Source organism: Escherichia sp. E4742 (assembly GCF_005843885.1).
Taxonomy (GTDB): domain Bacteria; phylum Pseudomonadota; class Gammaproteobacteria; order Enterobacterales; family Enterobacteriaceae; genus Escherichia.
Genome location: NZ_CP040443.1, coordinates 1,746,262 through 1,759,403, shown reverse-complemented (window position 1 = coordinate 1,759,403; position 13,142 = coordinate 1,746,262). Strand labels below are relative to the sequence as shown.

12 protein-coding genes are annotated in these 13,142 nt (G+C 50.9%); 6 read left to right on the top strand and 6 right to left on the bottom strand.

All coding sequences use genetic code 11. The features are described 5' to 3' along the window. Positions 1 to 66: 66 nt before the first annotated feature. On the bottom strand, positions 67 to 909 hold the full coding sequence (gene rlmJ, locus FEM44_RS08575) for a 23S rRNA (adenine(2030)-N(6))-methyltransferase (RefSeq protein WP_135523875.1): 843 nt from the start codon (positions 907 to 909) through the stop codon (positions 67 to 69). 202 nt (positions 910 to 1,111) lie between these two features. Here rlmJ and prlC point away from each other — a divergent pair, with 202 nt between their 5' ends. Further along, entirely contained in the window at positions 1,112 to 3,154 is a 2,043-nt protein-coding gene (gene prlC / locus FEM44_RS08570) for an oligopeptidase A (RefSeq protein WP_135523876.1), read from the top strand. Positions 3,155 to 3,161: 7 nt separating this feature from the next. Beyond that, a complete protein-coding gene (gene rsmJ / locus FEM44_RS08565; RefSeq protein WP_135523877.1) occupies positions 3,162 to 3,914 on the top strand; it encodes a 16S rRNA (guanine(1516)-N(2))-methyltransferase RsmJ in 753 nt (250 codons plus the stop codon). Between the two features lie 48 nt (positions 3,915 to 3,962). Here the strand turns inward: rsmJ and dtpB are convergent, their stop codons facing one another. After that, positions 3,963 to 5,432 carry a dipeptide/tripeptide permease DtpB gene (gene dtpB, locus FEM44_RS08560; protein ID WP_135523878.1) on the bottom strand — a complete coding sequence of 490 codons (1,470 nt, stop codon included), beginning with the start codon at positions 5,430 to 5,432 and terminating at the stop codon, positions 3,963 to 3,965. A 354-nt stretch (positions 5,433 to 5,786) separates the two neighbouring features. Further along, positions 5,787 to 6,221 (bottom strand): universal stress protein UspA, encoded by a 435-nt coding sequence (uspA, locus tag FEM44_RS08555; protein WP_000323571.1) that lies wholly within the window; start codon positions 6,219 to 6,221, stop codon positions 5,787 to 5,789. 390 nt (positions 6,222 to 6,611) lie between these two features. Between uspA and uspB the strand changes: the two genes are divergently transcribed. Then, positions 6,612 to 6,947, top strand: coding sequence for a universal stress protein UspB (uspB, locus tag FEM44_RS08550; protein ID WP_000626187.1), 336 nt, complete (start codon positions 6,612 to 6,614; stop codon positions 6,945 to 6,947). A 67-nt stretch (positions 6,948 to 7,014) separates the two neighbouring features. On the opposite strand, the gene pitA is transcribed toward uspB, so the two are convergent. Beyond that, the gene (gene pitA / locus FEM44_RS08545) at positions 7,015 to 8,514 is read right to left on the bottom strand and encodes an inorganic phosphate transporter PitA (RefSeq protein WP_130217812.1); all 1,500 of its coding nucleotides are present in this window, start codon (positions 8,512 to 8,514) and stop codon (positions 7,015 to 7,017) included. A 230-nt stretch (positions 8,515 to 8,744) separates the two neighbouring features. Between pitA and FEM44_RS08540 the strand changes: the two genes are divergently transcribed. Beyond that, positions 8,745 to 9,938, top strand: coding sequence for an NAD(P)/FAD-dependent oxidoreductase (locus FEM44_RS08540; protein WP_135523879.1), 1,194 nt, complete (start codon positions 8,745 to 8,747; stop codon positions 9,936 to 9,938). Here FEM44_RS08540 and FEM44_RS08535 read toward each other — a convergent pair. After that, positions 9,930 to 10,928 carry a permease gene (locus FEM44_RS08535; RefSeq protein WP_135523880.1) on the bottom strand — a complete coding sequence of 333 codons (999 nt, stop codon included), beginning with the start codon at positions 10,926 to 10,928 and terminating at the stop codon, positions 9,930 to 9,932. The two genes, FEM44_RS08540 and FEM44_RS08535, sit on opposite strands and share 9 nt — an antisense overlap. 105 nt (positions 10,929 to 11,033) lie before the next feature. Between FEM44_RS08535 and FEM44_RS08530 the strand changes: the two genes are divergently transcribed. Then, positions 11,034 to 11,330: an ArsR/SmtB family transcription factor gene (locus FEM44_RS08530; protein WP_000418114.1), complete on the top strand. Its 297-nt coding sequence runs from the start codon at positions 11,034 to 11,036 to the stop codon at positions 11,328 to 11,330. 42 nt (positions 11,331 to 11,372) lie between these two features. On the opposite strand, the gene FEM44_RS08525 is transcribed toward FEM44_RS08530, so the two are convergent. After that, positions 11,373 to 12,425, bottom strand: coding sequence for a DUF2776 family protein (locus FEM44_RS08525; RefSeq protein ID WP_135523881.1), 1,053 nt, complete (start codon positions 12,423 to 12,425; stop codon positions 11,373 to 11,375). A gap of 558 nt (positions 12,426 to 12,983) precedes the next feature. On the opposite strand from FEM44_RS08525, the gene FEM44_RS25270 reads away from it, so the two are divergent. Further along, entirely contained in the window at positions 12,984 to 13,097 is a 114-nt protein-coding gene (locus tag FEM44_RS25270) for a hypothetical protein (protein ID WP_217496768.1), read from the top strand. Positions 13,098 to 13,142 lie beyond the last annotated feature (45 nt).

The window sequence follows — 13,142 nt, the reverse complement described above, 5'->3', positions numbered from 1 at the left end:
AGTGTCCTTATCGTTGATTACCGCGATTGTAGCGCGAGACGTAATAGGTGCCAGCGATGGCTGCAATTACTCCGGCACGATCCAGCTTACGGTGGCGTGCCCGGTGCCAGCCGGAACCAGTTTGCTGTGCAGCCACGGCAGCACGTTATTCATCTGCTGTTCCAGCTTCCACGGTGGGTTAATCACAATCATGCCGGAAGCGGTCATGCCGCGGCGATCGCTGTCTGGCAGTACCGCCAGTTCAATTTGCAGAATTTTGCGAATGCCGGTTGCTTCCAGGTCGTGGATCATGCGCTTAATTTGCTGACGCAGCACCACTGGATACCACAATGCGTAAGTGCCAGTGGCGAAACGTTTGTAGCCTTCTGCTATCCCGCTGACCACCGCCTGATAGTCGGTTTTCATTTCATACGGCGGGTCGATAAGGATTAAACCACGGCGGGAAACCGGCGGCAGTTTTGCCTTAAGCTGCTGGAAACCGTCGGCTTTTTCCACGCGCGCACGGCTGTCTTTCTGAAATTCAGAACGCAGCAACGGGTAATCGCTCGGGTGCAGCTCGGTCAGTTGCAGGCTGTCTTGTTCGCGGAGTAGCTGGCGAGCAATCAACGGTGAACCGGGGTAGTAACGCAACTGACCGCTACGGTTGAAGTGTTTAACCACATTGATGTACGGCTCCAGCTCCGCAGGCAAATCGTCCTGCTGCCAGATACGGGCGATGCCTTCGAGATATTCGCCAGTACGCTCGGCGTGTTCGCTGCTTAACTGATAACGCCCGGCACCCGCGTGGGTATCGAGATAGAGAAACGGTTTATCCTTCTCTTTCAGCGACTCGATGATCAGGCTCTGAACGGTATGTTTAAGGACGTCGGCGTGGTTGCCAGCGTGAAAGCTGTGGCGATAACTGAGCATGGGTAAAGGTGTTCCGGTAAGTAAAAATCGGCCCGTATTCGGGGCGCACAAAAGCCTATCAGGACAGTATACCGAAAAGAGGCCGCCGCCGCGAAAGCGTAACGTTTCTCATTGAAATTCACTACACTTAACCCCATGCTACACACATTATGTAAAGCGCCTGTTGAGCGCTTCCTTAACCTCTTTAACCAGGACTGCGCTAATGACGAATCCGTTACTGACTCCCTTTGAATTGCCTCCGTTTTCTAAAATTCTTCCGGAACATGTCGTTCCAGCCGTGACGAAGGCGCTAAACGACTGCCGCGAAAATGTGGAGCGCGTAGTAGCGCAAGGGGCACCGTACACCTGGGAAAATCTCTGCCAGCCGCTGGCGGAAGTGGACGATGTGCTGGGGCGTATTTTCTCCCCGGTCAGCCACCTGAACTCGGTGAAAAATAGCCCGGAACTGCGTGAAGCGTACGAACAAACCCTGCCGCTGCTGTCGGAATACAGCACCTGGGTAGGGCAACATGAAGGGCTGTATAAAGCATACCGCGACCTGCGCGATGGTGATCATTACGCCACGCTGAACACGGCGCAGAAGAAAGCGGTTGATAACGCACTGCGCGACTTCGAACTCTCTGGCATCGGTCTGCCGAAAGAGAAACAGCAGCGTTACGGCGAAATTGCCACCCGTCTTTCTGAGCTGGGCAACCAGTACAGCAACAACGTCCTCGATGCGACGATGGGCTGGACTAAACTCGTCACCGACGAAGCGGAACTGGCGGGGATGCCAGAAAGCGCGCTGGCTGCGGCAAAAGCCCAGGCCGAAGCGAAAGAACTGGAAGGCTACCTGCTGACGCTGGATATCCCAAGCTACCTGCCGGTAATGACTTACTGCGACAATCAGTCCCTGCGTGAAGAGATGTATCGCGCTTACAGCACCCGCGCCTCCGATCAAGGCCCGAATGCCGGTAAGTGGGATAACAGCAAGGTGATGGAAGAGATCCTCGCGCTGCGTCACGAACTGGCGCAACTGCTGGGCTTTGAAAACTACGCCTTTAAATCCCTTGCCACTAAAATGGCAGAAAACCCGCAGCAGGTGCTTGATTTCTTAACCGATCTGGCAAAACGCGCGCGTCCGCAGGGCGAAAAAGAGCTGGCGCAACTGCGCGCCTTCGCCAAAGCCGAATTTGGCGTCGATGAGTTGCAACCGTGGGATATCGCATACTACAGCGAAAAACAAAAACAGCATCTTTACAGCATCAGTGACGAACAGCTGCGTCCGTACTTCCCGGAAAACAAAGCGGTTAACGGCCTGTTTGAAGTGGTGAAACGTATTTACGGCATCACCGCTAAAGAGCGTAAAGATGTTGATGTCTGGCATCCGGATGTACGTTTCTTCGAACTGTATGACGAGAACAACGAACTGCGTGGCAGCTTCTACCTCGACCTGTATGCCCGTGAAAACAAGCGCGGCGGGGCGTGGATGGATGACTGCGTAGGCCAGATGCGTAAAGCAGACGGTTCGCTGCAAAAACCGGTCGCGTATCTGACCTGTAACTTCAACCGCCCGGTAAATGGTAAACCGGCGCTGTTTACCCATGACGAAGTGATTACTCTGTTCCATGAGTTCGGTCACGGCCTGCATCATATGCTGACCCGCATCGAAACCGCTGGTGTTTCCGGGATCAGCGGGGTGCCGTGGGATGCGGTCGAACTGCCGAGCCAGTTTATGGAAAACTGGTGCTGGGAGCCGGAGGCGCTGGCGTTTATCTCCGGTCACTATGAAACTGGCGAACCGCTGCCGAAAGAGTTGCTGGATAAAATGCTGGCGGCGAAGAACTACCAGGCGGCGCTGTTTATTCTGCGTCAGCTGGAGTTCGGCCTGTTCGATTTCCGCCTCCATGCAGAGTTCCGCCCGGATCAGGGAGCGAAAATCCTCGAAACTCTGGCAGAAATCAAGAAACTGGTTGCCGTGGTACCGTCTCCGTCATGGGGCCGCTTCCCGCACGCTTTCAGCCATATTTTCGCTGGTGGTTACGCAGCAGGCTACTACAGCTACCTGTGGGCCGATGTGCTGGCGGCTGATGCCTTCTCTCGCTTTGAGGAAGAGGGGATTTTCAACCGTGATACTGGACAGTCGTTCCTCGACAACATTCTGAGCCGTGGCGGTTCAGAAGAGCCGATGGAGCTGTTCAAACGCTTCCGTGGTCGTGAACCGCAACTGGATGCGATGCTGGAGCATTACGGCATTAAGGGCTGATCATTCAGTGAAAATCTGCTTAATTGATGAAACAGGCACCGGAGACGGTGCCTTATCTGTTCTGGCGACCCGTTGGGGGCTGGAGCACGATGAAGACAACCTGATGGCGCTGGTGTTAACGCCGGAGCATCTGGAACTGCGCAAGCGCGATGAGCCGAAACTTGGCGGCATTTTCGTTGATTTTGTCGGCGGGGCAATGGCGCACCGTCGCAAATTCGGCGGTGGCCGCGGTGAGGCGGTGGCGAAAGCGGTGGGCATTAAAGGCGATTATCTGCCGGACGTGGTGGACGCCACCGCAGGACTTGGTCGCGATGCCTTTGTGCTGGCTTCGGTCGGCTGCCGCGTACGGATGCTGGAACGTAATCCAGTGGTTGCTGCATTGCTCGACGATGGCCTGGCGCGTGGTTATGCGGATGCGGAGATCGGCGGCTGGTTGCAGGAGCGTTTGCAGTTAATTCACGCCTCCAGCCTGACGGCGCTGACTGATATTACCCCGCGCCCGCAGGTGGTCTATCTCGATCCGATGTTCCCGCATAAGCAGAAAAGCGCGCTGGTGAAAAAAGAGATGCGCGTGTTTCAGTCGCTGGTGGGACCGGATCTCGACGCCGATGGGTTGCTGGAGCCTGCGCGGCTGCTGGCGACCAAACGCGTGGTGGTAAAGCGCCCGGACTACGCGCCGCCGCTGGCGAATGTTGCTACGCCAAACGCGGTTGTCACCAAAGGGCATCGTTTTGATATTTATGCAGGTACACCGGCGTAAAAGTAAAACAGGGTAGCGTTATCGCTACCCTGTTTTCTGCAAGAATAATCAATGGTTTTCCGGCGTCTCAATCATTCGTTTCAGCCACGGCACCATCAACAGCATCACTACTGCAACGGCCAGTGTAACCAGACCAATCTTACCAAACACGTTGGTATAGACAGGCAGCGTCTCAAGCGGGTCGGTAATGTTGTCTGGTACTGCGGTAAATGTTGCCACATAGCCGCCCAGCAAGAACGCGGCAGCCTGCGTAAGGAACCACATCCCGAGAATAAAGCCCATCAAATGTTGTGGCACCAGAGCGGCAATCATTGCCAGGCCCAGGGCGCTAATAAGCAGTTCACCTAAGCTCTGGAATAAGTAAACCAGCACGATAAACCATGGCGATGTCAGCCCCTGGGCATCCGCAAACCACATTCCCGCTGCGGCGGCTGTCAAAAAGCCCAGCGAGCACATAAACATACCGAGGGTAAATTTCATCGGCATGGAGAGGTCTTTGCCTTTGTTACCCAGATGCGTGTAAATGCCTGCCAGAACTGGGCTGGCGAGCACCACCCAGAACGGGTTAAGCGCCTGGAAGCTCACCGGGTTGATGGAAAAACCGAGAATTTCATGATGCACGTTGTTGATAGCAAAGAAGTTCAGCGACGTTGGCATCTGGGCGTAGAGGATGTAAAACACTACCGCTTCAAGCATCAGCACAAAGGCGACAAACATCTTATTGCGCCCGGTTTTATCCAGCTTGAATGCCTGACGGAAGAAGATAATGGTCACGACGATAGAGAGAACAATCAGTACCAGATTGGCGACTTCCACGTTGTGCATCAGCCATGCGCAAACGAAAATCATCACCACGCTGCCAAGTAGCACGTACAACAATTTGCTGAAGTTCATCGGTCGGAAATCTGGTTCAGAACCAATATCTTTCACCATTCCGCGACAGGCGATGTAAACCAGTAGCGCGACAATCAATCCTGCTCCGCATAAGTTATAGGTTACGGAATAGCCAAATCTGTCAGCGATAACCGGTGCTAGCGACAGCGCAATCAACGAGCCGATATTGATCGACATATAGAACAGGGTGAAAGCGCCATCGAGACGTGGATCTTTCGGTGGATAGCACTTCGAAAGCAGGCTTGCCGGGTTGGCTTTAAACAGGCCGTTGCCGACGGCGATTGTTCCCAGCGCGATGAATATCAGGTCTGGCTTGAGTAGCGACATCCCGGTCATGAAGTAGCCCATCGCCAGAACAATTGCCCCAAGGACAATGGTGCGTTTAGTTCCTAACAGATGGTCGCCAACATAACCGCCGATCGAGATAAGGCCATAGACCAGCGCAGCGAAGGCACCAAAGGTGACAAAAGCCTGTTCTTGCGAGAAACCGAGCTGTTTAACGAAGAAAACGGCTAGGACGCCTTGCACGCCGTAGTAACCGAATCGCTCCCATAGTTCGACAAAAAAGATCATGAAGAATGGGCGAGGTTGTTGCAGCATCCCAGTGGGTGTTGTTGTATTCATAATTTTTAGCCTTTCAATACCATCATGAAAAGTATGAACGCGTAAGTGATTGCGTGCGAAAGAGTTTACACACGTCTAAAATTCTTAATATTGATGTAATGAATGCATTAATGCACTATCACAGCAAAAAACAACCAGCTAATCATGCTGGTTGTTTGAGATATGATGGCGCTAAATGCTATTTTGTTGGGGTGTGAATTTGAATTATTCGATGCGTAGTGGAACTTTCTGACTGCGGATGAACACCGGCTTGATTGAGCGCTCCCGTGTTTGTACTCGCACGTCGCATTCGGGTACAACACAAAAAGCAGAACGCCCGCATAAGCGGGCGTTCAGGAGCAAGTAGGGGAGATATTATTCTTCTTCGTCGCGCAGCGGAACAATCAGCATATCAACGTGAACGGTGTTGATCAGCTGACGCGCGGAAGACATCAGTTTGCTCCAGAAGTCCTGGTGGTGACCACAAACAACCAGGTCCATGTCGTATTTCTTGATCGCATCAACCAGAACCTGACCCAAATCGCCGCTGCCGCTAAGGGTTTCAGTGATGGGGTATCCTGCGTTGGTGGAGAGTTCGGTCAATGCATGATGAGTCTCTTCGGAAATGCGTTTCTGCATGTCACCCAGATTTACATCAATAAGTCCGGTGTATAGGTCAGAGTAGTTTACATCTACGTGGATCAGAGAAACTTTCGCATTGTAGGGGCGAGCCATAGAGACTGCTTTCTCTACCAGAACTTTGCTTTCCGGGGAGAGATCGACCGCGATGAGAATGTGTTTATAAGCCATAGTGTTACTCCTTCCATAAAGTTGTAGATGACTGGCCAGCTTGCGTTTCTTGTGCCGTTACGTCACCCGCGTCCTGCGAACTACGTGCGCGGGGCTAACCCAGCCGTAAAGATTCAGTGAAAAGACCATCCTTACCTTATAGCGACCTGGCTGATCCGTCAATCCGCCTTGCTTACCAATCAGATAATCAAATTTTCTACATGAATGTATTGATAGTGGTTAACCTTATGGAAAAAAAACAACCTGATCTCCTACACTATCTATAGAGCCGCTCGGATGTTTGTCATCACAAAAGCGGTTTCTCCAGGACCTGGTGTTAACTGATTGGCAGCGTATCGGGAGCGGTAGCCCCGGAGGGGAACTCCGCGGGCAGGTCGCCGGGGAGGGGGTATGATAAGCACCGTCGCATTATTTTGGGCTTTATGTGTCGTTTGCATTGTTAACATGGCGCGCTATTTCTCATCACTACGCGCGTTGTTAGTGGTACTGCGTAATTGCGATCCATTGCTCTATCAATATGTTGATGGAGGGGGCTTTTTTACCTCACATGGCCAACCCAACAAACAGGTGCGTCTCGTTTGGTATATCTATGCCCAACGTTATCGCGATCATCACGATGATGAGTTTATCCGTCGCTGCGAGCGCGTGCGTCGTCAGTTTATTCTGACCAGCGCATTGTGTGGCCTGGTGGTGGTAAGCCTGATTGCGTTGATGATTTGGCATTAAGCGCCACGGTAATAACGCATAAAAAAAGCGGGCCAGTAAACTGACCCGCTCGTTTTTATGCGTGCGATTACAGGAACTGCAAGGAGATCCAGTACAGCGCACCGGAGAGCAGAACTGCAGCCGGGAGGGTAAACACCCAGGCCATCAGAATGCTGGTTACGGTTTTACGCTGTAAGCCGCCGCCGTCAACCACCATCGTCCCCGCTACGGAAGAGGAGAGTACGTGAGTGGTGGAAACCGGCATCCCGGTATAACTCGCCAGACCGATAGACACCGCTGCCGTCATCTGAGCAGACATCCCCTGAGCGTAGGTCATGCCTTTCTTACCGATTTTCTCACCGATAGTGGTCGCCACACGACGCCAGCCAATCATCGTACCGATACCTAACGCCAGCGCGACCGCCATGATGATCCACACCGGAGCATACTCGATGGTGCTCAGCATATCGGACTTCAGTTTCTTCAACAGACGCTGATCATCCGCAGTGACGCCAGGCATTTTCACCACTTTGTCGATAGTGTCAGAAACGCACAGCATAATGCGGCGCATCTGGCTACGTTGGTCAAGCGACAGCTTGTCGTAGCTTTCCACATCGGCGGTCAGCATGCCTTTCAGGCGGTTGAGCGCGTTAATGGTATTCGACGGATGGCAATGGAACTCCGCAGGTTGTGTTGCGCCTGCTTCTGGTGTCGGTACTAACTGATCGGCACCGGTCGCCTGTTTAAGCAGCGCAGGATGCTGCTCAAAGTAAGCTTCCACATTGTTGATGGCATCACGGGTACGGGTGATTTCGTAGCCAGTGGCATTCATATTCACCACGAAGCCCGCTGGTGCGACGCCAATCAGAACCAACATAACCAGACCAATGCCTTTCTGACCATCGTTCGCGCCGTGAGAGAACGCCACGCCGATAGCAGAAAGGATCAGCGCGATACGCGTCCAGAACGGCGGCTTTTTCTTGCCGTCTTTCTTTTCACGTTCCGCTGGGGTCAGGTGGATACGGGCGCGTTTCTTGGTGCCGCTCCAGTAGCGACGCAGCAAGAAAATCAGACCGCCAGCAAACACCAGGCCGACAATAGGGGAAACGATCAGAGATGCGAAAATACTTAATACTTTCGGGATATTGAGTGCATCCACCACTGACGTCCCGGTCATCAACGCATTGGTTAAACCAATACCGATGATCGCGCCAATCAGCGTATGGGAGCTGGATGCAGGTAAACCAAAGTACCAGGTACCAAGGTTCCAGATAATTGCTGCCAGCAACATAGAGAACACCATGGCAAGACCATGGGACGATCCCATATTAAGCAGCAGATCCGTCGGCAGCATATGCACAATGGCATAGGCAACACTAAGACCACCCAGCAAAACACCCAAGAAGTTGAACACTGCCGCCATAACCACAGCGAGCTGAGAACGCATCGCGCGGGTATAGATGACAGTTGCCACGGCGTTGGCTGTGTCATGGAAACCATTGATGGCTTCGTAGAACAGCACAAAAGCCAGTGCAAGCAATAATAACAGCCCGGTATGCAAATCCAGGCCAGCAAACAAATGTAGCATAGGACGTTACGCCATTTTGAGGACATGAACGCGGCGCATTATCAGTGACTTTCGCGGCGCGGGCAAAGTGAAATATAGATTTTTTTGATTTGCCTCCTGTATGAATTTCGCTCAAAAAATAATTATCTTATATAATTCAGACAAATACTTCCCCTAAGTAATATTGCTGCTGGTGCGGCCACTGAGGAATCTTTACAATTCACGCCCATTTTTTCTAAGAGGAGCGCAACGTGGAAAGGTTTGATGCCATTATTATAGGCGCTGGTGCGGCGGGTATGTTCTGTTCTGCGCTGGCAGGTCAGGCAGGGCGCAGAGTTTTGCTGATTGATAATGGTAAAAAACCCGGGCGCAAAATCCTCATGTCTGGCGGTGGACGCTGCAACTTTACCAACCTTTATGTCGAGCCAGGCGCCTATCTGAGCCAAAATCCGCATTTTTGTAAGTCTGCACTCGCGCGTTTTACCCAGTGGGATTTCATTGATCTGGTCAATAAACACGGCATCGCCTGGCACGAGAAAACGTTAGGGCAACTCTTCTGTGATGACTCCGCTCAGCAGATTGTCGACATGCTGGTGGATGAGTGTGAAAAGGGTAATGTGACCTTCCGATTGCGCAGCGAAGTGCTGAGTGTGGCAAAGGATGAAACGGGGTTTACGCTTGAACTGAACGGTATGACCGTCGGCTGCGATAAACTGATCATTGCCACCGGAGGTCTCTCGATGCCTGGTCTGGGCGCATCGCCGTTCGGTTATAAGATTGCCGAACAATTTGGCCTCAACGTGTTGCCAACCCGCGCAGGCCTGGTGCCATTCACCCTGCATAAACCGTTGCTGGAAGAGTTACAGGTGCTGGCGGGCGTGGCGGTGCCTTCGGTGATCACCGCTGAAAACGGCACCGTATTCCGCGAGAACTTACTCTTCACCCACCGCGGCTTGTCTGGCCCTGCGGTATTGCAGATATCCAGCTACTGGCAACCGGGTGAATTTGTCAGCATCAATCTGCTACCGGATGTCGATCTGGAAGCCTTTCTTAATGAACAGCGTAACGCGCATCCGAATCAGAGCCTGAAAAACACGCTGGCGGTTCATCTGCCGAAACGGTTGGTTGAACGGTTACAACAACTTGGGCAAATCCCGGACGTCCCGCTAAAACAGCTCAACGTGCGTGATCAACAGGTGTTGATTACCACATTGACCGACTGGCGCGTACAACCCAACGGCACCGAAGGCTATCGCACCGCCGAAGTGACGCTCGGCGGCGTGGACACCAACGAACTCTCATCACGGACAATGGAAGCGCGCAAAGTGCCGGGGCTGTACTTCATCGGTGAAGTGATGGACGTCACCGGCTGGCTGGGGGGCTATAACTTCCAGTGGGCGTGGTCGAGCGCATGGGCTTGTGCGCAGGATTTGGCCTCAAAATAACGCTTGCGTTACATATCCCATAACCACGGCCATTCCTAAAATTACCATCAGAAAGGCAATAATCATCGGCGTGCGAAACATCGATTTCAGCAAAATAACTTCTGTTAAGCTGGCACCCGCGCTGCCGATGATGAGTGCCATTACGGCTCCCATCCCCATGCCTTTGGTCATTAATACCGACGCGAGGGGAATGACGGCCTCTGCACGTATATAGAGCGGGATACCTATAACCGCGCTCAAGGGGATAGCCAGTGGATTATCCGTTCCGGCATGTGCTGCAATCCATTGTGCTGGAATAAAGCCGTAAATAAATGAGCCAATTAGCACCCCAATTAACAGGTAGGGAAGCACTTCTTTAAATTGCAGCCATGCATCCTTTATTGCCTGAGTCAGCAGGCTGGGGGGCGTCGTTTTGGCTGCACTACAGCAATTAACAGCAGGTTCTGCGGTACAGCAAGATGTGGTTTGTGGTGTAAACGTCGCGGAGCGCAAGTTAATAACGGGTTTATCGGACACTGGTTTGCAGCAGCTCGCGTTGCTCCCCTTCGCCGGTATGACGTATCGTTCGAAGCCAACAAAATCCAGTAACAAACTGGCGGCCAGCGAAACGCCGCACGCAATAACGGCGTACAGCAACGTTACCTTCCAGCCAAATGTTGCCCACATTAGCCCGACGATAATCGGGTTGAGTAATGGTGAAACAAATAAAAAGGTGAGCGTTGGGCCAAATCCCGCTTTTGCAGAAAGAAGACCGCGAAGCATGGGAATGGTTGAGCAACTGCAAAACGGAGTCACTGCACCTAACATTGCTGCCAGCAAATAACCACGCCCTTTACGCGCACCCATCATTTTCTGGATCTTATGATCCGGGATTTTCTGACGGATTACGCTAACACCAGCACTGATAAGAAGAAAAAGTAACGATAGCTCTACGGCTAAGAACAGGAACATCCCGGCGGCGTCGCGCAGCCCTGGTAACCATTCAAACATTTTATACCCTCGCTAAAACTATATTTCTAAAATTATCGAAATAACGAGCGGTGAGCAAGATATTTCTGGTATTATCGAAATATCAATTAGCCGGAGAAACTACTTATGGAACTGGAAGATGTCGCTAAGGCACTGAAAGAATTAGGTCATCCGACCCGTTTGTTTATTTTTCGTCATCTGGTCAAAGCGGGAGAACGCGGGATGCCGGTAGGCGAGTTACAGAAGGAACTTGCGATCCCCGCATCGACCTTGAGCCACCATATCTCGGCGCTGGTCTCCGTTGGTCTGGTTAAGCAAAACCGCGAAAGTCGCACGTTGATGTGTGTCTCGCAATATGATGTTCTGGAAGGGATTATTAGCTTTCTGCGTGAAGAGTGCTGCGTGAATAACGGGAAGTATTAATATTCGCCGGGCTGTAGCATAACCACAATCCGGCGAGAGTGATTATTTTTTCGCAGAACCCGCTTCTAATATAGAAACGATGGAAAACAGTGTAAAACACACTGCACCTAAGCCAACCAAAACTCGCGAAGGAATAAAATAAGCCATATCGGTTTGCGCAATTTCAGCAAGGAACGCTGCGAGGAACAGGCAAAACAGACAGGTAAATACCGGAATCATGGGTATTCTGTTGGCTAACGAACAGGTGCGTCGCCATACCAACGCCAACAGCCACACTTTGGAGAAAATACTGTAGCAGATCATCCCCAGACAGATGAGAATAATGCCGGGTGCCAGTCTGGCACTTTCATCAGAACTGACTAAAACGTAGATCCCCTGAATAACGGTAAGTGAGCCGAGCAAAATAACCCAATAACACCACAGCCAATGTTCTTTCGCTGAGAATGTGTTCCGCGTTTGATGAACAATGGTGGCGACCAGGCCAATAAGACAAGCGCAAATTGCGGTTAGCCCCAGTAGTACATGGCCTGCAACATAATGCGCTGTAATATTTGCACTACGTAACAGCGCAACTGACCAAATGAAACCAAAGAGAGTAAGCAGAACGGGAATGGCAATTAAGCAGTTACCGATTGTTGAAGAATAAGCCTGCAACGGCGTACCATCACTCTTACTGCCCGAGGCGTTTTTGGGGATCAGCAGAAAATGCCCAGAAGACGCCGCCACGGTTGATACGCAGGCAGCAATCATCCCAACACCGAAAATAACATGCCCGGCAACAAATTCATCGGCCATGACATTATCACTTGCCAGCAGTAACCATCCCCAAATCATAGTTGCGACAGACCCAGCGTAACCAATAACAGGAAAAAGTGTGTTGTAGAGCTTATTCACACCATGCGTTAACTGCGAAATAATAATAAATGCCGTAGTGAACAACGCCAGGCATATTGCAGAAAGCGAAATAAGCACATGCCCCGCCACAAAATACTCACTTTGCCCGGAACCTGCTAATACAAAATCACCCAATGCAATACATATTATCCCCATAATTAAAGGAATTAATTTAAATAGCCATCCGATATATATATTCATTTTAAACTCCATGTGTACTTTCTGCTAATATAAGAAAGCGTATCAGTAGTATTTTTAGTCAGTTAAATATAACAATGAGATACCACCAAATGTAACAAGTAACTTTACTATAGCCGGATTTATTGCCCTGAGTGTTAAGTTTTAGATGTGAGTTAATGCTGACAAATAAATATTTATCCTAAGGTAAATTCCGAGTTAATATCTTTATCCTATTTTTATTTTGTTGCTTTAAACGACCTTGTTCGAGATTGCTTTATTTAATACACAAGCATTTATCATCTATCATCTTTTCAAAAAATATTTCACTTTCGGTAGATATTTGCACCTCGGCGATAATAACGCTATGTGATAGTCATCGGGTTTTCTGTTACGGAAACCTGCGCAGTAGTACCTGAGAACCTGTGCAGAAGATTTTTGGTTAAAAACGCTATCGAACAGAAGAACATCGCGATGTATCACAAGCTGATGGTAATCAAATAGACAACATGAATATAACTGTTAGTATTTAATTGATTTCACTTATGAGTATGCGTGTTTCATTTACGGCCAGGAATGCTGATGATGACAACATTACTACCCGTTTTCACTAAGCCTTCCCCGTTGGCGCTCAGTTTTCTGCGCCCTGGCCGCCTTTGCCGTTTCCTTCTTATCCCGGATGGAATAATTCACTGAACGTCGTTCGGTGGCAGTTGTAACACGCGTCGATTGCTTACAGGG

Bases quoted from the DNA above. Each gene is read 5' to 3' on its own strand.
- FEM44_RS08535 (WP_135523880.1), bottom strand. From the start codon at position 10,928: ATGTTTGAATGGTTACCAGGGCTGCGCGACGCCGCCGGGATGTTCCTG.
- rlmJ (WP_135523875.1), bottom strand. From the start codon at position 909: ATGCTCAGTTATCGCCACAGCTTTCACGCTGGCAACCACGCCGACGTC.
- FEM44_RS08530 (WP_000418114.1), top strand. From the start codon at position 11,034: ATGGAACTGGAAGATGTCGCTAAGGCACTGAAAGAATTAGGTCATCCG.
- prlC (WP_135523876.1), top strand. From the start codon at position 1,112: ATGACGAATCCGTTACTGACTCCCTTTGAATTGCCTCCGTTTTCTAAA.
- FEM44_RS08525 (WP_135523881.1), bottom strand. From the start codon at position 12,425: ATGAATATATATATCGGATGGCTATTTAAATTAATTCCTTTAATTATG.
- FEM44_RS25270 (WP_217496768.1), top strand. From the start codon at position 12,984: ATGATGACAACATTACTACCCGTTTTCACTAAGCCTTCCCCGTTGGCG.
- uspA (WP_000323571.1), bottom strand. From the start codon at position 6,221: ATGGCTTATAAACACATTCTCATCGCGGTCGATCTCTCCCCGGAAAGC.
- pitA (WP_130217812.1), bottom strand. From the start codon at position 8,514: ATGCTACATTTGTTTGCTGGCCTGGATTTGCATACCGGGCTGTTATTA.
- uspB (WP_000626187.1), top strand. From the start codon at position 6,612: ATGATAAGCACCGTCGCATTATTTTGGGCTTTATGTGTCGTTTGCATT.
- dtpB (WP_135523878.1), bottom strand. From the start codon at position 5,432: ATGAATACAACAACACCCACTGGGATGCTGCAACAACCTCGCCCATTC.